Here is a 23986-nt window from a genome sequence, read left to right as displayed (position 1 = left end):
TCATCCGCCATCACCGCAAGTGATCCGGCCGACAAGGACACGCTATTCGAGCCGACGGCTTCGAAGATCTACCGGCACCCGACCTTCTACGAGGTGCCGGAGGAAGTCGGGCATATGTGATCCGGGCCTCATGGTTCGAGACGCGATGCTTTGCATCGCTCCTCACCACGAGGGTGAAACGTTAGTTCCTCATCCTGAGGAGCCGGGCGAAGCCCGGCGTCTCGAAGGATGAAAGGCCGAGGCGTCAATGACCGAAACACCGCTCTTTGCCTATACGCTGCGGCTCGCCGACAATGCGCTGATCCTCGGACATCGTGTGTCCGAATGGGTCGGCCACGCGCCGGTTCTGGAAGAGGATCTGGCGCTCGGTAATCTTGCGCTTGATCTCATCGGGCAGGCGCGGTCGTTCTACACCTATGCGGGCGAGGTCGAGGGGAGGGGCCGCGACGAGGATGCGCTGGCTTATCTCCGTGACGCGCCTGCCTGGCGCAACGTGCTGCTCGTCGAGCAGCCGAACGGCGATTTCGCACAAACGATTATGCGGCATCTCCTCTATTCGGCTTTTGCGCATCCGTATTTCGAGGAATTGTCGCGATCGAAGGACGCGACACTGGCCGCCATCGCCGCCAAGGCGGTGAAGGAAATGGCCTATCACGTCCGCCATGCCGGAGAATGGACCATCCGGCTCGGCGACGGCACCGACGAGAGCCATCGCCGCGCGCAGAATGCACTCGACGAACTCTGGCCATTTACCGGGGAGTTGTTCGAAGTCGATCAGATCGAGCGCGCGCTGATCGAGACCGGCATTGCGGTCGATCCGGCAAGCATCAAGGCGCGGTGGTCGAACACGCTGGATCATGTCTTCGACGAGGCGACGCTGACCCGGCCCCGCGACGGCTATATGCAGAGCGGCGGCCGCAGCGGACGTCACTCCGAACATCTCGGTTACATTCTGACCGAGTTGCAATTCCTGCAGCGCACTTATCCGGGGGCGAGGTGGTGACTGCGACCGCTACCGCGCTCGATCCGCGCGAGCAGATCGCGCGGGCCTGGAAGGCAGCGGAGTCCGTGGTCGATCCGGAAATCCCGGTCCTGTCGATCGCCGATCTCGGGGTGCTGCGGGACATCGACATTGTCGACGGTCACATCGAGGCGACGATCACGCCGACCTATTCCGGCTGCCCCGCGATGAACCTGATTGCGCTGAATCTCGAACTCGCGCTGGAAGAGGCCGGTTTCCTCATGCCGCGCATCAAGACCGTGCTGTCGCCGGCCTGGACCACCGAATGGATGACAGAAGCCGGCAAGACGAAGCTGAAGGAATACGGAATTGCGCCGCCGTCCGGCAAGGCTTCGCGCCGCGCCTTGTTTGGTGAGGACGAGGTCAGTTGCCCGCATTGCGGCTCCTCGAACACCGAGCGGATTTCCGAATTCGGATCGACGGCGTGCAAGGCGCTCTGGCGGTGCAAGGCCTGCGCCGAACCGTTCGATTATTTCAAGTGCATATGAGGCATCGGCCGATGGCGGTTGCGTTCCATAAGCTGAAGGTGGCTGACGTCCGGCGTGAAACACCGGACGCGGTGTCGATTTCTTTTTCCGTTCCGCCGGAGCTCAAGGACGAATATCGCTTCCATCCCGGTCAGCACCTGACGCTGCGCCGTGAATGGAACGGACAGGACATCCGCCGCTCCTATTCGATCTGCACCGGCCTCGACGATCGCGAATTGCGGGTCGCGGTGAAAAAGGTCGAAGGCGGCGTGTTCTCGACGCTTTGCAACGAAATCATCCGGCCCGGCGACATGATCGAAGTCATGACTCCGCAGGGCCGTTTCGGTGTCATGCCCCAGCCGGACGCGGCGCGGAACTATCTCGCGATTGCCGCGGGTTCCGGCATCACGCCGGTCCTGTCACTTCTGCGCAGCATCCTCACGCGCGAGCCGGACAGCCGCTTCATGCTGATCTACGGCAATCGGACGACGAAGGACATCATCTTCAAGGAGGCGCTGGAGGATCTGAAGGACCGCTTCCTCGGCCGGCTGATCGTTCATCACGTGCTGTCGCGCGAGCAGCAGGAGATCGAGCTTTTCAATGGCCGCATCGATGCGGAAAAGATCGAGACGCTGCTGAAGTCCTATGCGCCGGCGAACAAGATCGACCACGCCTTCCTGTGCGGACCCGGCGCCATGATCGAGGACGCCAAGGCAACGCTGATCCGGCTCGGCGCGCCGGCCGGCAACATCCATATCGAATATTTCTCGACCGACGGCATTCCCGTTGCGCCGCGTCCGGTATCGGCACGACCGGCGGGCGAAGCGCCGGTCGCGCATGCGCGCGTCACGCTCCACGGCACGGCCTATGACATTCCGATGCTGGAGGGCGAAACCATCATCGACGCCGGCGAGCGTGCCGGGATTGAGCTGCCGTATTCCTGCCGCGGCGGCATGTGCTGCACCTGCCGTGCCAAGCTGGTGTCGGGCGAGGTCGACATGGCGCTGAATTATTCGCTCGAACCTTGGGAGATGGAGGCCGGCTACGTGCTGACATGCCAGGCACGGCCGCTGACCAGGGAAATCGTGATCGATTACGACGAGGTCTAGGCCCTGCGCCTGACCTTTTCCTGTCCCAGCGATGACAACGCCTGCGCGCCTTCGACGAGGATCGTCGTTGCGAGATCCGCATAATCCTGCCGGCTCATGGTGCCGCCCTCGCGAAACCACATATAATGCCAGTTCAGCATTCCGAAGAGTGACATCGTCACGGGTTTGAGCAGGGTCCTGCTGCGTCCGATATCCGGTAGCACCTGAGCGATCGCGTCGGCGAAAACCGCGACCAGATCGCGCTCCAACGCAATCAATGCTTTTTGCCGCTCGGCTGGCAGCTTCGCCATCTCGTTGATCTGGATTTTGTGCTGCTGATCGGCGTCGCGATAGGCATCGAGCAAGGCGCCGACCAGCGCGCGCAACCGGTCGCGTGGTGCCAGTGTTGAGTCGACGGCCTTGGTGGTGTCCAGCAGCTCCTGCAAGTGGACGTGCAGGATGTCGTACAGCAGCGTCTCCTTGCTCGCATAATAATGATAGAGCAGGGCCTTGGAGACGCCGCATTCCGAGGCGACCTCGGCCATCGAGGTGCGGTCGTAACCGTTCTGCGCAAAGAGCTTCGCGGAGCGATCGAGTATCGCGCGTCGCTTGATCCCGTGATCGGCGGAGCGGGGACGCGCCATCAGTCCTTCGGCCTCTTGTCGATGACGCGGCGGGCCTTGCCGGCCGAACGTTCCACGGCGCCGGGATCGCCGACGATGACCTTGATGCCGATGCCGATATTGTTGCGGATGTGCATCGCGAGCGAAGCGGCCTCCGCCGCGCGCTCGGCTTCCCCGTGAACTTCGGGGCGCGCCTCGACGAACAGCGTCGCCACGTCGAGCCGATCCTCGCGCGTCAGCTCGATGAGGTAATGGGGCGATAATCCGGGGCAGCGCAACAGCAGCTCTTCAATCTGGGTCGGGAACACATTGACGCCGCGGATGATCATCATGTCATCGGAGCGGCCGGTGACCTTCTCCATGCGCCGATGCGTGCGCGCCGTGCCAGGCAGGAGCCGGGTTAGGTCGCGGGTGCGATAGCGAATGACAGGCAACCCTTCCTTGGTCAGCGTGGTGAAGACGAGTTCGCCCCTTTCGCCATCCGGCAGAACCCTGCCGGTCTCCGGGTCGATGACCTCGGGATAGAAGTGATCTTCCCAGATATGCAGGCCGTCCTTGGTCTCCACGCATTCGTTGGCGACGCCGGGACCCATCACTTCGGACAAGCCGAAGATATCGACAGCGTCCATAGCGAAGGCGTCTTCGATTTCGGCGCGCATCTGGTTGGTCCAGGGTTCGGCGCCGAAGATGCCGATCGAAAGCGATGACTCGCGAGGGTCGATGCCCTTGGCACGAAACTCATCCAAAATCGCCAGCATGTAGCTTGGCGTCACCATGATGATGTCGGGCTGGAAGTCGGTAATGAGCTGGACCTGCCGCTCGGTCATGCCACCGGACACCGGGATCACCGCACAGCCGAGTCTCTCGGCGCCGTAATGGGCGCCGAGCCCGCCTGTGAACAAGCCGTATCCGTAGGCGACATGCACCTTCATGCCAGGTCGGCCGCCCGATGCGCGGATCGAGCGCGCCATCAGGTTCGCCCAATTGTCGATGTCCTTCTGCGTATAGCCGACGACCGTCGGCTTGCCGGTGGTGCCGGACGAGGCGTGGATGCGGGCGATCTTGTCCTGCGGCACCGCGAACATGCCGAACGGGTAGTTCTCGCGCAGGTCCGCCTTCGTGGTGAATGGGAACTTCGCGAGGTCTTCCAGCCGCTTGAAGTCAGACGGACGCACGCCGGCCGCGTCGAATTTCCGTCGGTAGGCTTCGACATTGTCGTAGGCATGCCTGAGCGACCAGGCGAGACGTTGCGTCTGCAGTGCTGTTATCTCGTCGCGAGACGCGGTTTCGATCGGTTCAAGTCCGTACGGCTTGTAGGATGCATCGACCATGTCTTTGCCTATGCAGTTGAGCCGGGAAGAAGAGTGCCTTCTATCGTGCGCGAATGGCCGCGGAATTCTGCGATCACCGTGCCGTCTTCGCGGGTGACGGTGATGTCGTAGATGCCCGAGCGGCCGGCGCGATGGCGTTCGACCCCTTTCGATATGAGCCGGTCGCCAAGCTTTCCCGGCGCGATGAATGTGATCGCGCATTGCTGTGCAACCGTGCGCTGATTGTAGGTGTTGCACGCAAAGGCAAAGGTGGAGTCGGCGAGAGTGAAGATGAAGCCGCCATGGGCGATGTTATGGCCGTTGACCATCTTGTCGGTGATGGTCATGGCGAGTACCGCGCGGCCGGGCTCGACCGAGATCAGTTGCATCCCGAGTCCCTTGCTCGCGGAATCTTCCGCCCACATCGCCTCCGCACAGGCGCGCGCGATTTCGCCTGCGTCCATGGTCACGATCCCTTCTTTCCCGTAAATTTCGGACTGCGCTTCTCCATGAAGGCGGCGACCCCTTCCGCGTAATCAGGGCTCGTGCCGGCGCTTCGCTGGAAGTCGCGTTCGAGATCGAGCTGCGTCGAAAGATCGTTGGTTTCCGCAGCGTCGAGTGCGCGCTTGATTAGCGACAATCCATAGGTTGGACCTACTGCGAAGCGCTGGCACAATTCATTCGCGGCGCCGATCAATTCATCATCCGGCACGCATCTCCAGATGAGGCCCCAGCTCTCGGCCTTTTCAGCGGGCAGCGGATCGGCGAGCAACGCCAAGCCCCGCGCACGCGCGGGTCCGACGAGGCGCGGCAGAAACCAGGTGCCGCCGGAATCCGGAACGAGGCCGATCTTGGAAAAAGCCTGAAGGAAGGTTGCCGATTTTGCCGCGAGGACGATGTCGCAAGCCAGCGCGATATTGGCGCCGGCGCCCGCCGCAACCCCGTTCACCGCAGCGACGACAGGGAAGGGCAGCGCACGCAGCTTGCGGATCAGCGGATTGTAATATTGCTCGAGCGTCACCCCAAGCACGATCGTCTCACCCGGTTTGGCGAGCCGGTCGTTCAGATCCTGACCTGCGCAGAAGCCGCGGCCGGCTCCGGTGATCATCAGCGCGCGACAGGTTGGATCGGCTTCCGCTTCGTCGAGCGCCTTTTTCAGCGCGACATGCATCTCTTCGTTGAATGAATTCAGCCGCTGCGGCCGGTTCAGCGTGATGACGCGGTAACCTTCGCGCATATCGACGAGAATGGGACTCTCGTCCATCCGCTCCTCCTCCCAATTCCCGGCGCTTTTGAAGCGCTCTGGCTTTGTCTGTCTATGCGAACGGTCGGCGCATGACGTCAAAGACACTTGACTGACCGTCCGGTCGGATAATTAATATGGGCCGAAAATTCGGGTGTCAACGAGCCGAGTGCAACAACGGCTGACACATCCGAGGGAGGAATGCATGAGTTTCTTCGAGGCGCATCGTGCGCGACTCGAGCAGGCGGTCGGTGCCTGCCGCGCACGCGTTTACTGGAGCGCCTATCCTGAAGTCGCGAGCGGCAAGATCTACGGCGAGACCGCGAAAGCGGACGGCGAGGCCGCGTTCAAGGCATTGCTCGGCAAGCCGTTCGATCTCGGGGAAAGCGGAGGTCGCCGCGTCGGCCGTGAAGTCTCCCCTTATGGAATGCCGCTCGGAATCACTTATCCGGCGATGGACCCGGACGCGCTTATCGAACGCTCGATGAAGGCCGGCGATGGCTGGGCGCGCGCATCGATCGGGGACCGCGTCGGGGTTTGCCTGGAAATTGTCGATCGCCTGAACAAGCAAAGCTTTCTGATCGCGCACGCTGCGATGCATACGACGGGCCAGGCCTTCATGATGGCGTTTCAGGCCGCAGGTCCGCATGCGCAGGATCGTGCGCTGGAGGCCATTGCCTATGCCTACGACGAGATGACGCGGGTGCCACGCGAGGTGAACTGGTCGAAGCCGCAGGGCAAGGGCGATCCGATCGTCCTCGACAAGGTGTTCCGCATCGTGCCGCGCGGCGTTTCCCTCGTGATCGGTTGCGCCACCTTTCCGACATGGAACGGCTATCCTGCGGTCTTTGCGAGCCTCGCCACCGGTAACAGTGTGATTGTGAAGCCGCATCCGGGAGCGATCCTGCCGCTTGCGATCACCGTGAAAATCGCGCGCGACGTATTGAAAGAGGCCGGCTTCGATCCGGACGTCGTGATGCTTGCACCCGATGAGGCCGAGGCGCCGATCACCCAGGAACTGGCCGCGCATCCGGGTGTCGCGATTGTCGATTTCACCGGGTCGCCGGCGTTTGGTCAGTGGGTTCGTGAGAATGCCGCGACCGATCTCGTGTTCACGGAAGAGGCCGGGATCAATTCCATTGTGATCGATTCAACCGGCGACTTTCGTGGAATGTGCGCCAATATCGCGTTCTCCCTGTCGCTCTATTCGGGGCAGATGTGCACGGCGCCGCAGAATATCTTTGTCCCGGCGAGCGGCATCGACACCAATGAAGGCCACAAGAGCTTCGATGAGGTCGCGCAAGCTCTTGCTATGGCCATTGACAGGCTCCTCGGCGATCCCGAGCGGGCCGCCAATATCCTCGGCACGGTCCAGAATGCCGCGACGATCCAGCGCATCGAAGCGGCCCGCAAGCTTGGCCGCATCATCCGCGATTCCGCAGCCGTCCCGATCGCAGGCTTCGGGGAGGCTAGGACCGCGTCGCCGCTTCTGCTCGCTGTCGATGCAAAGGACGACCGCGCCTGGGGCGAGGAGCGGTTCGGGCCGATCGCCTTTGTGATCCGCACCGGGGCCACCGAAGAATCCATCGCGCTCGCTTCGCAATCGGCCCGCCGCAAGGGGGCGATCACCGCATCGCTCTACTCGACCGACGACGCCGTGATCGACAAGGCCGCCGACGCGTTTGCGCGCGCAGGTGTCGCATTGTCGGTCAACCTGACCGGCGGCATTTATGTCAATCAATCGGCGGCGTTTTCTGATTATCATGTGTCGGGCGCGAACCCGGCCGGCAATGCCTGCCTGACCGACTCGGCCTTTGTCGCCAATCGCTTTCGGGTGGCTGCGATGCGCCGACAGAAAACGGCCTGAACGTTTCCAAGAACATCCAAGGGAGGATGAGAATGAGATTGTCCATGAAATTGCTTGCGACAGCGGCGGCAATGGTGCTGTCGGCGTCGCTCGCGCAGGCGCAGCAGCCGCCGATCAAGATCGGCGCCGTGCTGTCGGCGACCGGCGGCGCCTCGTTCCTCGGGGATCCTGAAAAGCGGACCCTCGAAATGTATGTCGCCGACATCAATGCCAAAGGCGGCATCAACGGGCGCAAGGTCGAGGCGATCATCTATGACGATGCCTCGAACCCGAACAACGCGCGCACCTTCGCGACCCGGCTGATCGAGCAAGACAAGGTGGATGCGCTGCTCGCGGGCTCGACCACGGCCAGCGCGCTCGCGATCATTCCACTTGCCGAAGAAGCCGGCATTCCGATGATCAACTTTGCCGGCGCGGTTCAGGCGGCATTTCCGGCCAAGAAATGGATTTTCAAGACTCCGCACACCGATCTCATGGCCTGCGAGAAAGTTTTCGAGGACATGAAGAAGCGCGGCTTTACAAAGATCGCGATGATTTCCGGCGCGGACGCGTTCGGCAAGTCGATGCGGGATCAGTGCCTGACCGTGAACAAGAAATACGGCATCGAGATCCTGCACGAGGAAACCTATCAGCCCGCCGACAATGACATGACCGCCCAACTCACCAACATCAAGAACAAGGCCGGCGTGCAGGCGGTGATCAATCCGGGCTTCGGTCAGGGTCCGGCGATCGTTACGCGGAACTACAAGCAACTCGGTGTACCCTATCCGCTCTACCAGAGCCACGGCGTTGGAACGAAGCAGTTCATTGAACTGGCGACGCCGGCAGCGGCCGAGGGCGTGCGGCTGCCGGCCGCCGCGCTTCTGGTTGCAGAAAAACTCCCCGACAACGATCCGCAGAAGAAGGTCGTGATGGATTACAAGAAGACCTACGAAAGCAAGACCGGCCAGCCGGTCTCGACCTTCGGCGGTCACATGTATGACGGCCTGATGATCTTGGTCGAGGCGATGAAGCGTGCAGGTGGCGCCGAGAAGGCGAAGGTCCGTGACGAGATCGAAAAGACCAAGGGCTTCATCGGCACCGGCGGCGTGGTCAACATGACGCCAACCGACCATATGGGTCTCGATCTGTCGGCGTTCCGCATGTTGGAAATCAAGAACGGCGATTGGACGCTGGTGAACTGACAAAAAAACATCGACTTGCGTCATGGCCGGGCTTGTCCCGGCCATTGTCGTCTTGTTTGATGCGGTTTCGCATCGTCTAGGGCCAAGCCGCGAGTCGGGGGGATCGCAGCCACAATGCCCGAGTTTCTGCAATTCGTCTTTTCCGGCCTGACCGTCGGCGCGATCTACGCGCTGGTCGCGCTCGGCTTTACGCTGATCTACAACGCATCCGACGTCATCAACTTCGCCCAGGGCGAGTTCGTGATGATCGGCGGCATGGTCACTTTCTTTGCGGTAGCCGCCGGATTTCCCCTGCCGGTTGCAGCGCTGATCGCGCTTGTTGCGGCGGTTGTCGTTGGCATCCTGCTACATCGTCTCGCGATCGAACCGGCCAAGGGCGCGTCTGCGGTGACGCTCATCATCATCACGCTTGGCGCTTCGATCCTGTTGCGCGGCATCGCTTCTGTGGTGTTCGACAAGAACTACCACTCCTATCCGCCTTTCGCAGGCTCAGAGCCGATCCGGATCGGTGGAGCGACGATCCTGCCGCAAAGCCTGATCGTGCTTGGCGGCACGCTCCTGATCGTCCTCGCGCTCTGGGTCCTTGCAACCAAGACCATGACCGGCAAGGCGATGACCGCAACGGCCGCAAACCGGCTCGCGGCGCGGCTCGTCGGTATCAACACGGCCGCCATCGTCGGCATTTCCTTCGCTGTGTCGGCCGCCATCGGCGCCATCGGCGGCATTCTCGTCACCCCGATCACGCTGACCAATTACGAGGTGGGCACGCTGCTCGCGCTGAAGGGCTTTGCCGCGGCCATGCTCGGCGGCATGGGCAATCCGCTCGGCGCGGTGGTCGGAGGGCTGATCGTCGGCCTCCTCGAGACATTCGGCGCGGGGTACATCTCCTCGGCCTACAAGGACGCGGTCGCGTTCCTGGTCATCCTCGGCGTCCTGTTCGTCATGCCCCAGGGCCTGTTCGGCAAAGCCAGCATCGAGCGCGTTTGAGATGCCAGCATTGTTGAAGCGTTATGGAGTGGTGCTGCTGATCGCAGCGATCGTTGCCATTCTGCCCTATGTTGTTCCGACCAGTTTCTACCTGCGCATTGCAGCGCTGGTCTTCATCTTCAGCCTCGCCGTGCTCGGCCTCAATCTTCTGATGGGATTCACCGGGCAGGTCAGTCTCGGCCATGCCGGCTTCTTCGGCATCGGGGCCTATGCCGTCGCGGTGCTGCCGACGCATTTCGGCGTTCCGTCTGCCGTCGCGCTAGTTGCTGGAGTTGTGATCGCGGGATTGCTCGCCTTCGTCATCGGGCGGCCGATCCTCAAGCTCAAGGGGCATTACCTCGCGGTGGCGACGCTTGGCATGGGCATCCTGATCGCCATGGTGTTCACCAACGAGGCGCAGTTCACCGGCGGCCCCGACGGCATGCCGGTGCCGCGGCTGACATTGTTCGGCTGGACCGCACGGGGCTCCGTGACCTGGTACTGGATTTCGGGCGTGACACTGGTACTCGCGGTTCTCCTCACCGCGAACCTGATCGATTCACCGACGGGGCGCGCGTTGCGCGCGATCCACGACAGCGAAGTGGCGTCGCGCGTCCTTGGCGTCGATGTTGCGCGCTACAAGCTGATCGCGTTCGTCTTGTCCGCTGTCTACACCGCCATCGCCGGCAGCTATCTTGCGCTGTTCGACGGCCTCGTGACGCCGATGACCGCGGGCTTCATGCGATCGATCGAATTCGTCGCCATGGCGGTGCTGGGCGGGCTCGGATCGATCTTCGGCAGCGTGGTCGGCGCGGCGCTCCTCACGGTGCTGCCGCAAATGCTGACCGTGTTTCACGATTACGAGCATATTGCGCTCGGCGCCATCATGATCGTGTTCATGATCTTCCTGCGGGCCGGCATTGTGCCGAGCCTCACCAGTCTGTTTCGGCGAAACCCGTCATGAGCGTCCTTGCAACCGACGGATTGGGTATCGATTTCGGCGGTGTGCGTGCCGTCGATGGCGTGTCCTTTGCGGTCAATGCGGGTGAGATCTTCGCCATCATCGGCCCGAACGGCGCAGGCAAGACGACGTTATTCAACATGATCTCCGGCCTGTATCGCGCTCCGCGCGGCAAGGTCATGCTGAATGGGGAGGACGTCACCAATCTGCCGGCCCATATTCTGGCGCAGCGTGGATTGTCACGCACCTTCCAGAACCTGCAGATCTTTTTCCGGATGACCGCGCTGGAAAACGTGATGGTCGGCCGGCACCTGCACGAAAATCGCAATGTGCTTGCCCATCTCTTCCGGCTGCCGAGCGTGGTGACGCAAAACCGCGCCTCGCGGACGCGTGCGGAGGAATTGCTGGCCATGGTGGGGCTAAGCCACCTCGGCGACCGGCCGGCTGGGGAATTGCCGTATGGCGCGCTGAAACGCCTCGAGATCGCGCGGGCGCTCGCCGCGGAGCCGAAAGTGCTGTTGCTCGACGAGCCGGCCGCCGGCTGCAACGCGGTTGAAACCGCAGAGGTCGATGCGGTGATCCAGAAGATTGCGGGGCAGGGCATCACCGTGGTGCTCGTCGAACATGACATGCGCCTCGTGATGAAGATTTCGAACCGCATCCATGTGCTGGACCAGGGCCGCACGCTGGCGCAGGGCACGGCCGAGGAGGTGAGAAAAAATCCTGCGGTGGTCGCCGCCTATCTCGGCGCGCATGCGGGAGCGGAGGAGGCCGATGCTCGTCATTGACAACCTGTCGAGCCGCTATGGCCGCATCGAGGTGTTGCACGGCCTGTCCCTGACCGTGAATGCCGGAGAGATCGTGACGCTGGTCGGCAGCAATGGTGCGGGCAAGACCACGCTTCTGCGCGCGATCTCGGGTGTGCAGCCGGTGTCCGGCGGCAGCATCAAGTTTCTCAACGAGCCGGTCGATCGCGTCGCGCCGCACGTCCGGGTCGCGCTCGGCATCGTGCAGGTGCCGGAAGGCCGGCAGGTCTTTGCGCCACTCTCGGTCGAGGACAATCTGCGGCTCGGCGCCTGGTCGCGCAGGGATGCCGAGATCGCGACCGACATCGAGGGGGTGTACGCGACGTTTCCGGTGTTGGCCGAAAAGCGGGCGATCCCCGCGGGATCGCTGTCCGGTGGACAGCAGCAGATGCTTGCGATGGGGCGCGCGCTGATGTCCCGGCCCAAGATGATCCTGCTCGACGAGCCGTCGATGGGACTTGCGCCGATCCTTGTCGACCAGATTTTCTCGATCGTCGCCGGATTGAAGCGCCAGGGCATCACCGTGCTTCTTGTCGAGCAGAATGCCTATGCGGCTCTCGCCATCGCCGATCGCGGCTATGTGCTCGAGACCGGCCGCATTTCCCACAGCGGCACCGGCCGTGAGTTGCTGAACGACAAGCGCGTGCGCGAGGCGTATCTCGGGGTCTGAGCTACCCCAGCGGCAGCCGCGCGTCGTCCTTCAGTGTTTCGAGAACGATGCTCGATTTCACGCGCTCGACCGTTTCGTGCGGCAGCAACACATCGTTGACCAGCGCCGAGAGCGCACGAAGGTCGGTGACGATCACCTTAAGCAAATAATCGGAATCGCCGGTCAGCGCGTGCGTTTCCTGGACCATGGCGAGGGTCGCGACGAGATCGCGGAAGCGCCGCGCGTTGTTGCGCGAATGCGTGGCCAGTGTCACGAAGATAAACACGGTGATGCCGAAACCGAGCTTTGCCGGATCGAGATCGGCGCGGTAGCGGCGGATGACGCCGGACTGTTCCAGACGCTGACGGCGCCGCGAGCATTGCGAAGGCGACAGCCGCACGGCGTCGGCCAGCTCCTGGTTGGTCAGCGCGCCGTTGTCCTGCAGCGCCGAGAGCAGTTTGAGATCGACCGGATCGATATCGGCTGAATCTTGTATCATTCACATAAATTATGCATGGAACGTGCATAAAGATCCAGAACCTTGTGAAGTTTGCACGCCTTTTGCGACCGCGCCGCGCTATCGGCACCAGAAGAAGCCTTCGCACAGGAGACCGCCATGGGTCCGTTTCCGCATGACGCACCGGCCGCTGTCATTTCCGAATCCAATCCGATGGGGACCGACGGCATCGAATTCGTCGAATACGCCCATCCCGAGCCGGAAAAGCTCGGCCGTCTGTTCGAGACCATGGGCTTCACGCTGGTCGCAAAGCATCGCTCCAAGAACGTGCAGCTCTGGCGTCAGGGCGACGTGAATTTTGTGGTCAATGCCGAGCCGGAGTCCTTTGCGCAGCGTTTCGCCGCTGAGCATGGTCCCTGCGCCTGCGCAATGGCGTTCCGGGTCGTCGATGCGAAGAAGGCCTATGAGCGCGCGCTGTCGCTCGGCGCGGAGCCCGGCGAGATCCGCATCGGTCCGATGGAGCTTGCGATCCCGGCGATCAAGGGGATCGGCGGCTCGCTTCTGTATTTTGTCGATCGCTATGGCGACAAGGGTTCGATCTGGGACGTCGACTTCGTCTGGACCGGAGAACACGATCCGAAGCCGGAGAAGGCCGGCCTCTATTATCTCGACCACCTGACCCACAACGTGCATCGCGGCCGCATGGATCACTGGGCCGGCTGGTATCAGAAGCTGTTCAATTTCCGCGACATTCGCTTCTTCAACATCGAGGGCAAGCTGACGGGCCTGGTGTCGCGGGCGATGACGTCGCCCTGCGGAAAGATCCGCATCCCGATCAACGAGTCGCTCGACGACAAGTCGCAGATCGAGGAATACCTGCGCGAATACAAGGGCGAGGGCATCCAGCACGTCGCCATGGGCTGCCGCGACATCTATGAAAGCGTCGAAAAGCTCGCCGCAAACGGGCTTCCGTTCATGCCCTCTCCGCCGGACACCTATTATGACAAGGTCGATGCGCGGGTGCCGGGCCATGGCGAGCCCGTACATCGCCTCAGGCAGCACGGCGTGCTGATCGACGGCGAGGGCGTTGTGGCGTGCGATCAGGCTGAGTGGGAAACGGTCAGCGGCCCGGATCGCACGCCTTCTCTTGAGGCAGGAGCGCGGTCGGACGAAAAACCGTTACCCACTTTTGCTGACCGCGCTCCGGTCGGCATGACCAAAGTGCTGCTGCAGATCTTCTCCGGCACGGTGCTCGGGCCGATCTTCTTCGAATTCATCCAGCGCAAGGGCGATGACGGATTCGGCGAAGGCAATTTCCGCGCCTTGTTCGAGTCGATCGAGGAGGACCAGATTCGCCGCGGCGTGCTGAAAGCGGACAGGGACGCCGCGTGATCCGCGGCGGACGGCATCCGGTCACTTCTGGACGAACACCTTGAGAAGCTCCAGCATCTGTGTGCGCGCTTCGGGTCCCAGCTTTTCGCCGAGACGTGCTTCGTGACGCGCGGCCAATGCCTTGGCGCGCTTCAGGAGCTTCTGGCCCTCCCGGGTCAGTTGCAGGGCGTGTGTCCGGCGGTCGGTGGGAGAGGGAAGCCGTTCAGTGAGGCCGCGGTGCTGCAAATGGTCGAGCATGTGGACGAGGCGCGCGCGCTCAATCGCCAGCCGGTCCGCCAGTTCGGCCTGGGAGAGGCCGGGATTGGCGCCGATGACCACGAGCACCGAATATTGCGCCGGACGAATGTCGAGGACCGAAAGCGTGCGGATGAAGTCTTGAAAAACCCAGACCTGGGCACGACGCAGCGAATAGCCGAGATGCCCGGTCAGCACGTCAAGGTCGATGCTGCGACGCACTTTGCGGTCGCGCGGCATCGGATCGGCCGCTGGGATGTCGGTCATCACTCCTCCCGCGAGCCGGATTGGGATTCCGACCCGATTTGTTGTTCTTGACACTCATTGTTTTATACAACAATCCAGTGTAACTGGAAAGAAAGCCGAGGCGCGGGCTGATGCCGCATCGTCGGCCATTGCAAGTCGGCCTCAACAATAAGAAAAAGGGGGCAACCACGGTCCCGCCGGGATCAGACAGGGAGGTTAAGACATGTCCATGAATTCGCGTCATCCCCGCGTCTCGCGCCGCACCTTTGCGGCCGGGCTCGGCGCCGCCGGCATTGTCGCCGGCACCGCTCCATTCAATATCATCCGCGCGCAAGGCGCTCCCTTGAAAGTCGGCGTGCTGCTGCCGCGGTCCGGCTTCCAGGCCGGCATCGGGCAGGATTGCCAGCGCGGCGTCGACGTCACCGCCGGCCTGCTCAAGGATGCGGGCCTGCCGCCGCTTCAGATCATGAACGCCGATACCGAATCCGACGTTCAGATCGCCCGTGCTCAGGCGGAGAAGCTGATCAATGAAGGGGCGCAGCTCCTGGTTGGCGCCTTCGATTCCGGCCAGTCGACCGCGATCGCGCAGGTCGCCGAGCAGCGCGGCATTCCCTACGTCATCAATATCGCCGCGGCGCCGCCGATCACGGAGCAAGGCTACAAGTTCGTGTTCCGCAATTTCCCGGTCGCGGGCCGTATTTTGACGGACGCCTTCGAGAACCAGAAGGAAATCTTCGAGCAGACCGGCAAGGCGCCGAAGACGGTGACGCTGCTGCATGTCAACGACACCTTCGGCACCGCGATGCAAAAGGGCATGGCCGCCGTTCTCGAAAAGATACCGATGCCCTACAAGGTCGTCGAATCGATCGCGTATGACCCGAAGGCGCGCGACCTGTCCGTCGAAGTTGCGAAAGCCAAGGGCACCAAGGCCGATGCGCTTCTGGTGGTCAGCCGTCTGAACGACGCCATCCTGTTGACCCGCGAGCTGGTCAAGCAGCGCTGGGACGGGATGGGTGTCCTCAGCATGGGGCCGGGCTGGTACGAAGACCAGTATCTCAAGACGCTCGGCAAGCTGGGTGATGGCCCGATCAGCTTCGTCCCCTGGTACGATCCCAACAAGAAGATGACCAAGGCGCTGATTGCGGCGCTTGCCAAAGCGCATCCGGACGTGAACCTGAACACCAACCAGGTCTATACGTTCGAGGCGCTGCTGGTCGCGTCCGACGCCTACAAGCGGGCCGGCACCGCTGATCCGAAGGCGCTCGCCGACGCGATCCGGAAAACCAACATCACCGACAACGTTTCGCCTGGCCCCGGCATCCAGTTCGATGCCAAGGGTCAGAACGACAAGCTGCGCAATTCCGCGATCCAGAATCGCGGCGGCAAGCTGGTCACCGTGGCGCCGAAAGGCGCGACGGACGCCAAGGTTGAGTGGCCGGCGACCCCCTACACGAAGCGCAGCTGACATAGCGCTCTATCGACAAAGCTCCGGCCGCTCCGCGGCCGGAGCTTCTTGCCACGCAGGACCCTGAGCCTTGCCCGTAGAAACCTATTTCAATGTTGCGATCAGCGGTCTTCTGACCGGGCTGATTTACGGGCTCAGCGCACTCGGGCTGTCAGTGATTTTTGGCGTCATCCGCATCGTGAATTTCGCCCATGGCGAGATCATGGTGCTCGGCATGTTCTTGACGCTGGTGATTTTCCGCCGCCTCGGCATCGATCCGCTCATCGCGTTGCCGTTCGTTGCGATGGCGCTGTTCTGCTTTGGATATCTGTTGCAGGACTGGGTGATCCGCCGCGTCGCTCATGTCGCCGATCACTTCCAGTTCCTTTTGATGGCGGCGGTCGCGGTGGTGCTGATTTCGGTGCCGCTGATGATCTTCGGACCGGACGCTCAGGGCGTGAACATTCCCTACGCCTATGACTCGATCGAGATCGGGCCGCTGATCATCGACAAGGTGCGGCTCTATGCCGGCATCGTGGCGCTGGTCGGCTCGGCCGCGATGTTCGCCTTCTTCAAATATACCGACACCGGCAAGGCGATCCGCGCCTGCGGCGACAATTACACCGGCGCGTTGGTGGTCGGCCTCAATATCCGCCATCTGTTCGCGCTGACCTTCGCGATCGGGTGCGCCTGTCTCGGCGCGGCGGGTGCGATCCTGATCATGATCGTCGACGTGCATCCCTATCTGGGCCCGCCCTATACGCTGCTCGCCTTCATCATCGTGATCGTCGGTGGCATGGGCAGCCTGCCGGGGGCGCTGCTTGGCGGCATCCTGATCGGCGTGTCCGAGGCGCTCGCCGGCATCATCCTGCAGCCCTCGCTGAAGACGGCGTTCAGCTTCGCGCTCCTGATCCTCGTGCTGCTGTTCCGGCCGCAGGGTCTGCTTGGCAAGGTGCAGCGATGAGCCGCCTGTTCGAAGGCGTGCCGGCGCACGGCCTCGCGCTCCTCGCGCTGTTCGCCGCGGCGCTGATCGCGGCGCCGTATCTTGTCAGCAATTACATCCTCAGCGTGCTGATCATCGTTCTGTATTTCGCCTATGTCGGCCAAGCCTGGAACCTGATGATTGGCTTTGCCGGGCTGCTGTCGCTTGGCCATGCGCTGTTCGTCGGTATCGGCGCCTATGCCAGCGCGGCGCTCTTCATCAAATTCGGTATTCCCCCGCTGATCGGCGTTTTCGTGTCGATCACGCTGGCGATGGTGATGGGCTGCTTCATCGGTTATCTCGGCTTCCGCTTCTCGATCCACGGCGTCTATTTCGCGCTGCTGACGATCGCTTTTGCCGAATTCACCGGCATCATGGTCGACCACACACGGTGGCTCGGCGGCACCGAAGGGTTGTTTCTGCCGGTCACTAACCGGGACAGCGTCGACCTGATCAATCTGCGCGGCTCCCCGGTGATGTTCTATTACGTCATCCTGGCCTTGACGGGTTGCGCCCTGGTCCTCTGCCGGCTCCTGCTCAATTCCAAGCTGGGCTATTACTGGCAGGCGATCCGCGAAGACCAGCAGGCGGCCGAAGCGAGCGGCATTCACCTGTTCAAGTACAAGATGATCGCTGTAGCGATCTCATCCGGCCTCACCGGGATCGCAGGGGTCTGGTACGCCTTCTACTATAACAACCTCTTTCCGGAATCGACCTTCGGCACCAATCGCTCGATCGAGTTGATCCTCGGCGCCATCGTCGGAGGCGTCGGCACGTTGTTCGGTCCCATCATCGGCGCCTTCCTGCTGACGCCGCTCGGCGAAATGCTCACCGGCCTGACCGAAGGCATGCGGATCGACGGCATCAAGCAATTCTTCTGGGGAATCTGCGTTGCGGTCATCGTGCTGTTTCGTCCCCAGGGCGTGTGGCCATGGATTGCCGGCGTGCTGAGGCTCGATCGCAAGACCAAGGGAGACGGCGCATGACCGCCGCCTCGCTCTCGGTTCGGGGTATCTCGAAAAGCTTCAGCGGATTGCGTGCCGTTGAGGACGTATCCTTCGATGTCGCGCCCGGTTCGATCCAGGCGCTGATCGGTCCAAACGGTGCGGGCAAGACCACGATCTTCAACATGATCGCAGGCGTGTTTCGGCCGGATACCGGCGATATCCTGCTCGACGGGAAATCGCTGGTCGGCAAGCGGCCCGACCAGATTTGCCACGCGGGCGTCGGACGCACCTTTCAGATTGTGCGGCCATTCAACGACCTGACGGTCGAGGAGAATGTCGCGGTCGGAGCATTGGCCTGGACCGACGATGTCAAGGAGGCGCGGGAATACGCGCGCGGCGTGCTGAAGCTTCTGGGGCTCGCCGACAAGCGCCACGCGCGTCCGACCGGCATCACGCTGCCGGATCGCAAATGCCTCGAGGTCGCCCGCGCGCTTGCGACCAAGCCGAAGATCCTTCTGCTCGACGAGGTCATGGCCGGCCTGCGGCCGACCGAAACCGACCGCATGGTCGATGTGTTTCGGCGGCTCAATGGCGACACCGGCGTCACCATCCTCCTGATCGAGCATGTGATGCGCGCGGTCATGGCATTGTCGCGCCATGTCGTGGTGGTCAATTACGGCAAAGTAATTGCGGAAGGAACGCCCGAGGTCGTGACACGCGATCCGGAGGTGCTGGCCTGTTACCTCGGTGCGGAGGCCGTGCACTGATGCTGAGCGTGAGTGGACTCGATGTGTATTACGGCGACGCGCAAGCGCTCGACGGCGTTTCGGTCGAGGTGCCGGAAGGCGCCATCGTCGCCATTGTCGGGGCGAACGGCGCCGGCAAGACATCCCTGATCCGGACTATCGGCGGCATGGTTCGCCCCGCGCGCGGCTCGATCCGCTTCCGGGGTCAGGAGATCGCCGGATTGCCGAGCCACAAGGTTTGCAATCTCGGCATCGGGCAGGTTGCGGAAGGCCGACAGATCTTTCCCAATCTCTCGGTTTCCGAGAATCTCGATATGGGCGCGATGCTGCCACGGGCGCGTGAGGGCCGCGTGCGCAATCGGGAGCGGGTGCTGGAAATGTTTCCGCGGTTGCGTGAGCGGGCCGATCAGGCTGCGGGAACGCTGTCCGGCGGGGAGCAGCAGATGCTGGCGATCGGCCGCTGTTTGATGGGCGCACCTGAACTCGTCATGTTCGATGAGCCCTCGCTTGGCCTCGCACCGGCGCTGGTACAGGACGTGCTCGCCACCATTCGGGATTTGAATAAGGACGGGCTGACCTGCGTGCTGGTCGAGCAGAATGTCGCGGTGTCGTTGAAGCTTGCGAGCCGGGCTTATGTTCTTGAGAACGGACGCGTCACCCTGTCGGGAACGGGCGAGGAGCTGCTCGCAGACGACCGCGTCAGGCAGGCCTATCTGGGAATGTAAGTCAGCGCCGCATCAATACGTTGAGCGCCGCGACCCGGGCCGTCAATGGAGTCCCCGGGAAAAGAGCGCGCAGATGGCTCAAGGCCTGTGAGGCACTGGACGGCTGCTTCTCAACCAACGCATGCGCCATCGCGCGCGCCAGTTGCGTCTCGCTTTGTCCGGTCATCAGGGAAGGTGCCAGGGTGACGTCGCCGAACGCCTCAGGCTCGGTCACGCGGACTGTTTTGCGGCTGGCCAGCATCGTCATCAACGTCCCCACAAACGTTTGTCCTGGTTCGGTCCGGCACTCAACGCGCCATATCTGATTTGGTTCCGCTTTGAAAAGCCCCGATTCGGATTTTTCGAATTTGGAATCAACGGTTTGCGGCAATGCTGCTCAATTGGGGGCAAGCCTGCTCAGCGCGCATTTGACTCGTCACCTCGGCCTCGGCAAATCGGGGCAGAACGAAGGGGCGCAGCCCCAGGAGGAGACCTATGAAGCTCTATTACGCACCCGGTGCTTGCTCGCTGGCCGTCAACATAGCCCTGCACGAGGCGGGGATTCCGTTCGAGCTCGAGCGCGTCGACAACAAGGCCAAGGTCACGAAGGGGGGCGAAAACTTCTGGGACGTGAATCCCAAGGGCGTGGTGCCGGTGCTACGGCTGGACAACGGCGAGACCATGACGGAAGCGGCCGCGCTCCTTCAATACGTCGCCGACCAAAATCCGGGGGCGGGATTGATGCCGAAAGCCGGCACGGCGGATTATTATCGCGTTCTCGAATGGCTGATCTTCATCGCCACCGAATTGCACAAGCAGTTCACGCCGCTGTTCAAGGACGGCACGCCCGGCGATTATCGTGTCATCGCGAAGGACAACGTGCTGAAGGCGTTCGCCCACGTGGACGGGAAGCTCGCCGGGCGGGAATGGCTTGTCGGCGACAGGTTTTCCATCGCCGACATCTATCTGTTTGTGGTGTCGAACTGGGCGCGGTTTCAGGACATTGACATCGCGCAATGGCCGAACCTCGACGATTTCCGCAATCGCGTGCGCGCCCGTCCGAAGGTCCAGGACGCCATGAAGGCGGAAGGGCTGATCAAGCCACAAGCCGCCTGATCGGCGTCATAACCTGCCAAAGGAAAAGCCCTCGCGACATGGTCGCGAGGGCTTTTTGTCGTCTTGCCTTGTGATCAGGCCTTCGGCTTGCCGATCGTCACCGTGAGCGAGCCGACGCCTTCGACCTCGCATTCGATCTTGTCGCCGACATTGACCTGGCCGACGCCGGCCGGCGTGCCGGTCATGATGATGTCGCCAGCGGCGAGTTCGACCATCTCCGAGAGCTTCCAGATCGTTTCCGGCACGTTCCAGATCATCTGGTTGAGATCGCCGTCCTGTCTGATCTGGCCGTTCACCTTGAGGGTGATGCGGCCTTTGGTCGGATGACCGATCTCGGAGGCCGGGACCAGCGGACCGCAGGGAGCGGAGGCATCGAACGCCTTGCCGATTTCCCACGGGCGCTTCACCTCGCGCGAGGCGATCTGCAGGTCGCGCCGGGTCAGGTCGATGCCCACCCCGTAACCCCAGATGCAGTCATTGGCCTTTTCCGGCTTGATGTTCAGCCCGCCCGATTTGAGCGCGACCACGAGTTCGACCTCATGGTGCATGTCCTTGGTCAGCGGCGGGTAGGGGACGACGCTGCCGTCCGGAACGATCGCGTCAGCCGGCTTGGCGAAGAAGAACGGCGGGGCCCGCTCGTCCTGACCCATTTCGCGGATGTGCTCGATATAGTTGCGGCCGACGCACCAGATGCGGCGCACCGGAAACTTTTCGGACGAGCCCTTGACCGCAAGCGCGGCCTGCGGCGGTGGCGGAATGACGTATCGGTCGCTCATTTCCGTTGATGCTTTTTTGTCACATGGAGCCGGAGATCGGCAGGAGCAGCGGCCGCACCATCACATTTGCGATTGGCCGCAGGCGGGGTCACCGCATAGCATGGCGCCGCTTAGCGTCAAAGCGCGCTGGCCGCGGGGGCGGCCTTGCTGCAGCTGGACGGTTGCACAAAGAGGCGGGGGCTGCGGACGCCGGGATTGGGGGATCCCGGCGTCCGCACTTTCTCATCCGTCCGAAGTGCGTTTCGCAGCATCTGAAAATAGGGGAGATTGGCCCGTCGGTTCGTCGATTGAACTGGCGGCAGGGTGCCGATTCCCGGCAGCCGCGCTTCGTGCGCTACGCCGCGCTCTATTCCGCCGCGGCGATCTCGGTCGGGAATTCCTGCGCCTGCAACTGCAGCCGGTAGAACGACGCGTAGCGGCCGCCCTTGCGCAACAGCTCGTCGTGACGGCCCGATTCCGCGACCACGCCGTCCTCGATCACGAAAATGCGGTCGGCATGCGCGACCGTATGCAGCCGGTGCGCAATGACGATCGTGGTCCGGCCTTGCGTCAGATGCGTGATAGCGTCCTGCACGAGGCGTTCGGATTCGGAATCGAGCGCAGCCGTGGCCTCGTCGAGGAGGATGATCTTGGCGTCGCGGATCAGCGCACGCGCGACCGCGATGCGCTGACGCTGGCCGCCGGAGAGCTGCAACCCATGCTCGCCGGTATGCGTGTTGTAGCCGTGCGGGAACGACATGATGAAGTCGTGCGCATTGGCAGCCTTCGCGGCGGCGATGATCTGCTCCTCGGTTGCGCCGTCCCTGCCGAACGCGATGTTGTCGCGGATGGTGCCGTGGAACAGGAAGACGTCCTGGCCGACATAGGCGATCTGCTGCCGGAGCGAATGGCGCGAGACGGCGGCAATGTCCTGATTGTCGATCGCGATGACGCCCGATTGCGGCTCGTAAAGCCGCAGGATCGTGTTGAGGATGGTGGACTTGCCGCCACCTGACGGGCCGACCAGCGCCGTCATCTGTCCGGCCTCCGCGGTGAACGTCAGTCCGCGCAGGACCGGCTCCTTCTCGCGATACGAGAACCACACATCCCTGAAATCGACGCGGCCTTTGTCGACGACCAGTTTCGGCTTGTTGTCGTCGGCTGCTTCCGTCGAGGGCGCGTCGATGATGTCGTAGAGCTGGCGGACGCCAATCAGTCCGGCATTCAGCTCGATGTTGAGCCGGGCCAGGCGCTTCGCCGGCTCATAAGCCAGCAGGAACGCGGTAATGAATGAGAAGAACTCGCCCGGCGTCGCATTCATCTCGATCGTGCGGTAGCCGCCATAGATCACGCCCATGGCGATCGCGACGCCGGCCAGCGCCTCCATCATCGGGCTCGACCGGTTCGACACCCGCGCCAGCTTGTTCGCTTCGTATTCAACCGCGGCGACGTTGTCGTAATAGCGCTTGCGCATCCGGTCTTCGAGCGTGAACGCCTTGACGATCCGGATGCCGGAAATCGTCTCCTGCAGCGTCTCGAACAACTTCGTGCCGCCGGTGAATTGCGCCTTGGCCACCGCACGGACACGACGCACCAGCTTGCGGATCATCCACATCGCTGGAGGCGCGACGATCGCCGCCGAGATCGACATCACGGGATCCTGGATCACCATCACCGTGGCAAGACCGATCAGCGACAACAGATCACGCCCAACGGCGGTAATCAGGAGGTTGAGCACCTGCGTCGCGGAATTTGCGCCGGTGGCCAGCCGGTGCAGGAATTCCGACGAATGCCGTTCGGCGAAGAAGCCCAAACTCTGGTGCATCAGCCGGTCGAACAATTTGCGCTGGTTCTCGGCGATGATCGAGTTGCCGATCCGCGACAGGATCACGGCCTGAAAATACGTCGCGGCGCCCCGGGTGCAGAAGATCCCGATGGTGACGAGGCCGATCACCACGATGGCGGTGAAACTGCGGTCGACATAGGCCTTGTTGACGATGGTGCCCATCAGATACGCGATCAGCGCGGTTCCGGCCGCGGTGATGGCCATGAGCACGAAGGCAACGGCGTAGGATTTCCAGTGCTGGACGCCGTACTCGGTCACGAGCCGGCGGATCAGCTTGTAGGAGCTTTCGGTGTCGGCCAGGGGCGCCATTAATCGTTTCGGTCCGTGGGGCGGGCCCCGGACGATGCGCCCGGCCCGAAGGGCTACCTGCCCGCTTGGACGGGATATTTCAAGCCTGTTGGACTGCCGGAGCCGCTGTCAGGCGTTGCGCGCCCGCAGCTTTTGTTCCCAGTCCAGGGCATTGCGGACAATGGTCGGCAGGTCGTCATAGCGGGGCATCCATTTCAGGATCTGCCGCGCGCGGTCGGAGGCGGCCACAATCTGCGCGGGATCGCCGGGCCGCCGACCGGAGAGTTCAACCCGGAAATCAATGCCGGAGACGCGCTTGACGGTGTCGATGACCTCCAGAACGGAGAAGCCGCGCCCGTAGCCACAATTGAAAGTAGCACTCTCGCCGCCCGCGCGCAGATAACGCAGCGCGTCGGAATGCGCGCGCACCAGATCGCTGACATGGATGTAGTCTCGGATGCAGGTGCCGTCGGGCGTCGGATAGTCGGTTCCGAACACGTCCATCTTCTTGCGCAGCCCGAGCGCCGTCTGCACCGCGACCTTGATCAGGTGCGTCGCCACCGGCGTCGACTGGCCGGTCCGCAATTGCGGGTCCGCGCCGGCCACATTGAAATAGCGCAGGATGACGTGTTTCAGCGGGTGGG

General features: G+C 62.6%; 26 protein-coding genes and 1 pseudogene. 17 read left to right on the top strand and 10 right to left on the bottom strand.

All coding sequences use genetic code 11. The annotated features are described in order from the left end of the window. The 4 genes and pseudogenes from paaB to paaE form a co-directional block, all read left to right on the top strand. A pseudogene (gene paaB, locus VN004_RS22250) lies at window positions 1–120 on the top strand (1,2-phenylacetyl-CoA epoxidase subunit B); the annotation flags it as partial. Between the two features lie 127 nt (window positions 121–247). Next, window positions 248–1003, top strand: coding sequence for a 1,2-phenylacetyl-CoA epoxidase subunit PaaC (gene paaC / locus VN004_RS22245; protein ID WP_325614458.1), 756 nt, complete (start codon window positions 248–250; stop codon window positions 1001–1003). Further along, entirely contained in the window at window positions 997–1509 is a 513-nt protein-coding gene (gene paaD, locus VN004_RS22240) for a 1,2-phenylacetyl-CoA epoxidase subunit PaaD (RefSeq protein WP_325614456.1), read from the top strand. The genes paaC and paaD overlap by 7 nt, the downstream gene beginning before the upstream one ends. Window positions 1510–1520: 11 nt before the next feature. Next, window positions 1521–2597: a 1,2-phenylacetyl-CoA epoxidase subunit PaaE gene (paaE, locus tag VN004_RS22235; RefSeq protein ID WP_325614453.1), complete on the top strand. Its 1077-nt coding sequence runs from the start codon at window positions 1521–1523 to the stop codon at window positions 2595–2597. On the opposite strand, the gene VN004_RS22230 is transcribed toward paaE, so the two are convergent. From VN004_RS22230 to paaG, 4 genes are read right to left on the bottom strand one after another with little or no spacing between them, the layout of a single operon-like run. Beyond that, window positions 2594–3220 carry a TetR/AcrR family transcriptional regulator gene (locus tag VN004_RS22230; protein WP_325614451.1) on the bottom strand — a complete coding sequence of 209 codons (627 nt, stop codon included), beginning with the start codon at window positions 3218–3220 and terminating at the stop codon, window positions 2594–2596. The genes paaE and VN004_RS22230 overlap by 4 nt on opposite strands. Continuing rightward, window positions 3220–4530 carry a phenylacetate--CoA ligase PaaK gene (gene paaK, locus VN004_RS22225; RefSeq protein ID WP_325614449.1) on the bottom strand — a complete coding sequence of 437 codons (1311 nt, stop codon included), beginning with the start codon at window positions 4528–4530 and terminating at the stop codon, window positions 3220–3222. The genes VN004_RS22230 and paaK overlap by 1 nt, the downstream gene beginning before the upstream one ends. An 8-nt stretch (window positions 4531–4538) precedes the next feature. After that, a complete protein-coding gene (gene paaI, locus VN004_RS22220) occupies window positions 4539–4973 on the bottom strand; it encodes a hydroxyphenylacetyl-CoA thioesterase PaaI (RefSeq protein ID WP_325614447.1) in 435 nt (144 codons plus the stop codon). Between the two features lie 2 nt (window positions 4974–4975). Next, window positions 4976–5773: a 2-(1,2-epoxy-1,2-dihydrophenyl)acetyl-CoA isomerase PaaG gene (paaG, locus tag VN004_RS22215; RefSeq protein ID WP_325614445.1), complete on the bottom strand. Its 798-nt coding sequence runs from the start codon at window positions 5771–5773 to the stop codon at window positions 4976–4978. Window positions 5774–5957: 184 nt separating this feature from the next. On the opposite strand from paaG, the gene paaN reads away from it, so the two are divergent. The 6 genes from paaN (at window position 5958) to VN004_RS22185 (ending at window position 12206) form a co-directional block, all read left to right on the top strand. After that, complete coding sequence (gene paaN / locus VN004_RS22210; protein ID WP_325614443.1) at window positions 5958–7619, top strand: phenylacetic acid degradation protein PaaN; 1662 nt, start codon at window positions 5958–5960, stop codon at window positions 7617–7619. Between the two features lie 32 nt (window positions 7620–7651). Continuing rightward, window positions 7652–8803, top strand: a complete 1152-nt coding sequence (locus tag VN004_RS22205) for an ABC transporter substrate-binding protein (RefSeq protein ID WP_325614441.1) — start codon at window positions 7652–7654, stop codon at window positions 8801–8803. Window positions 8804–8917: 114 nt separating this feature from the next. Further along, window positions 8918–9790, top strand: a complete 873-nt coding sequence (locus VN004_RS22200) for a branched-chain amino acid ABC transporter permease (protein ID WP_325614440.1) — start codon at window positions 8918–8920, stop codon at window positions 9788–9790. Window position 9791: 1 nt separating this feature from the next. Beyond that, on the top strand, window positions 9792–10733 hold the full coding sequence (locus tag VN004_RS22195; RefSeq protein WP_325614438.1) for a branched-chain amino acid ABC transporter permease: 942 nt from the start codon (window positions 9792–9794) through the stop codon (window positions 10731–10733). Then, window positions 10730–11518, top strand: a complete 789-nt coding sequence (locus VN004_RS22190; protein ID WP_325614436.1) for an ABC transporter ATP-binding protein — start codon at window positions 10730–10732, stop codon at window positions 11516–11518. The genes VN004_RS22195 and VN004_RS22190 overlap by 4 nt, the downstream gene beginning before the upstream one ends. Then, window positions 11505–12206: an ABC transporter ATP-binding protein gene (locus VN004_RS22185; RefSeq protein WP_325614434.1), complete on the top strand. Its 702-nt coding sequence runs from the start codon at window positions 11505–11507 to the stop codon at window positions 12204–12206. Before VN004_RS22190 ends, VN004_RS22185 begins: the two co-directional genes overlap by 14 nt. A 1-nt stretch (window position 12207) precedes the next feature. Here the strand turns inward: VN004_RS22185 and VN004_RS22180 are convergent, their stop codons facing one another. Next, on the bottom strand, window positions 12208–12684 hold the full coding sequence (locus tag VN004_RS22180) for an Lrp/AsnC family transcriptional regulator (RefSeq protein ID WP_325614432.1): 477 nt from the start codon (window positions 12682–12684) through the stop codon (window positions 12208–12210). A gap of 117 nt (window positions 12685–12801) precedes the next feature. Here VN004_RS22180 and hppD point away from each other — a divergent pair, with 117 nt between their 5' ends. Continuing rightward, the gene (hppD, locus tag VN004_RS22175; RefSeq protein ID WP_325614428.1) at window positions 12802–14034 is read left to right on the top strand and encodes a 4-hydroxyphenylpyruvate dioxygenase; all 1233 of its coding nucleotides are present in this window, start codon (window positions 12802–12804) and stop codon (window positions 14032–14034) included. A 21-nt stretch (window positions 14035–14055) separates the two neighbouring features. Here hppD and VN004_RS22170 read toward each other — a convergent pair whose 3' ends face one another. Further along, complete coding sequence (locus VN004_RS22170; protein ID WP_325614426.1) at window positions 14056–14535, bottom strand: MarR family transcriptional regulator; 480 nt, start codon at window positions 14533–14535, stop codon at window positions 14056–14058. A 202-nt stretch (window positions 14536–14737) separates the two neighbouring features. Between VN004_RS22170 and VN004_RS22165 the strand changes: the two genes are divergently transcribed. The 5 genes from VN004_RS22165 (at window position 14738) to VN004_RS22145 (ending at window position 19358) form a co-directional block, all read left to right on the top strand. Beyond that, complete coding sequence (locus tag VN004_RS22165; RefSeq protein ID WP_325614424.1) at window positions 14738–15979, top strand: ABC transporter substrate-binding protein; 1242 nt, start codon at window positions 14738–14740, stop codon at window positions 15977–15979. Between the two features lie 70 nt (window positions 15980–16049). Further along, the gene (locus tag VN004_RS22160; protein ID WP_325614422.1) at window positions 16050–16922 is read left to right on the top strand and encodes a branched-chain amino acid ABC transporter permease; all 873 of its coding nucleotides are present in this window, start codon (window positions 16050–16052) and stop codon (window positions 16920–16922) included. Next, window positions 16919–17926 (top strand): branched-chain amino acid ABC transporter permease, encoded by a 1008-nt coding sequence (locus VN004_RS22155; protein WP_325614419.1) that lies wholly within the window; start codon window positions 16919–16921, stop codon window positions 17924–17926. Before VN004_RS22160 ends, VN004_RS22155 begins: the two co-directional genes overlap by 4 nt. Next, window positions 17923–18654, top strand: a complete 732-nt coding sequence (locus VN004_RS22150) for an ABC transporter ATP-binding protein (RefSeq protein ID WP_325614417.1) — start codon at window positions 17923–17925, stop codon at window positions 18652–18654. The genes VN004_RS22155 and VN004_RS22150 overlap by 4 nt, the downstream gene beginning before the upstream one ends. Beyond that, window positions 18654–19358 (top strand): ABC transporter ATP-binding protein, encoded by a 705-nt coding sequence (locus VN004_RS22145; RefSeq protein ID WP_325614415.1) that lies wholly within the window; start codon window positions 18654–18656, stop codon window positions 19356–19358. The genes VN004_RS22150 and VN004_RS22145 overlap by 1 nt, the downstream gene beginning before the upstream one ends. A 1-nt stretch (window position 19359) precedes the next feature. Here the strand turns inward: VN004_RS22145 and VN004_RS22140 are convergent, their stop codons facing one another. Continuing rightward, a complete protein-coding gene (locus tag VN004_RS22140) occupies window positions 19360–19605 on the bottom strand; it encodes a hypothetical protein (RefSeq protein WP_325614413.1) in 246 nt (81 codons plus the stop codon). A gap of 227 nt (window positions 19606–19832) precedes the next feature. Here VN004_RS22140 and gstA point away from each other — a divergent pair, with 227 nt between their 5' ends. Beyond that, the gene (gstA, locus tag VN004_RS22135) at window positions 19833–20453 is read left to right on the top strand and encodes a glutathione transferase GstA (protein ID WP_325614411.1); all 621 of its coding nucleotides are present in this window, start codon (window positions 19833–19835) and stop codon (window positions 20451–20453) included. A gap of 74 nt (window positions 20454–20527) precedes the next feature. On the opposite strand, the gene VN004_RS22130 is transcribed toward gstA, so the two are convergent. From VN004_RS22130 to VN004_RS22120, 3 genes are all read right to left on the bottom strand, one after another. Beyond that, window positions 20528–21229 carry a fumarylacetoacetate hydrolase family protein gene (locus tag VN004_RS22130; RefSeq protein WP_325614409.1) on the bottom strand — a complete coding sequence of 234 codons (702 nt, stop codon included), beginning with the start codon at window positions 21227–21229 and terminating at the stop codon, window positions 20528–20530. A 346-nt stretch (window positions 21230–21575) separates the two neighbouring features. Beyond that, the gene (locus VN004_RS22125; RefSeq protein ID WP_325614406.1) at window positions 21576–23363 is read right to left on the bottom strand and encodes an ABC transporter ATP-binding protein; all 1788 of its coding nucleotides are present in this window, start codon (window positions 23361–23363) and stop codon (window positions 21576–21578) included. Between the two features lie 108 nt (window positions 23364–23471). Then, a partial coding sequence (locus VN004_RS22120) for an NAD-dependent epimerase/dehydratase family protein (RefSeq protein WP_325614404.1) occupies window positions 23472–23986 on the bottom strand: 515 nt, incomplete at its 5' end.

Source organism: Pseudorhodoplanes sp., assembly GCF_035565855.1.
GTDB lineage: Bacteria > Pseudomonadota > Alphaproteobacteria > Rhizobiales > Xanthobacteraceae > Pseudorhodoplanes.
This window is presented reverse-complemented; position numbering and strand designations above follow the sequence as displayed.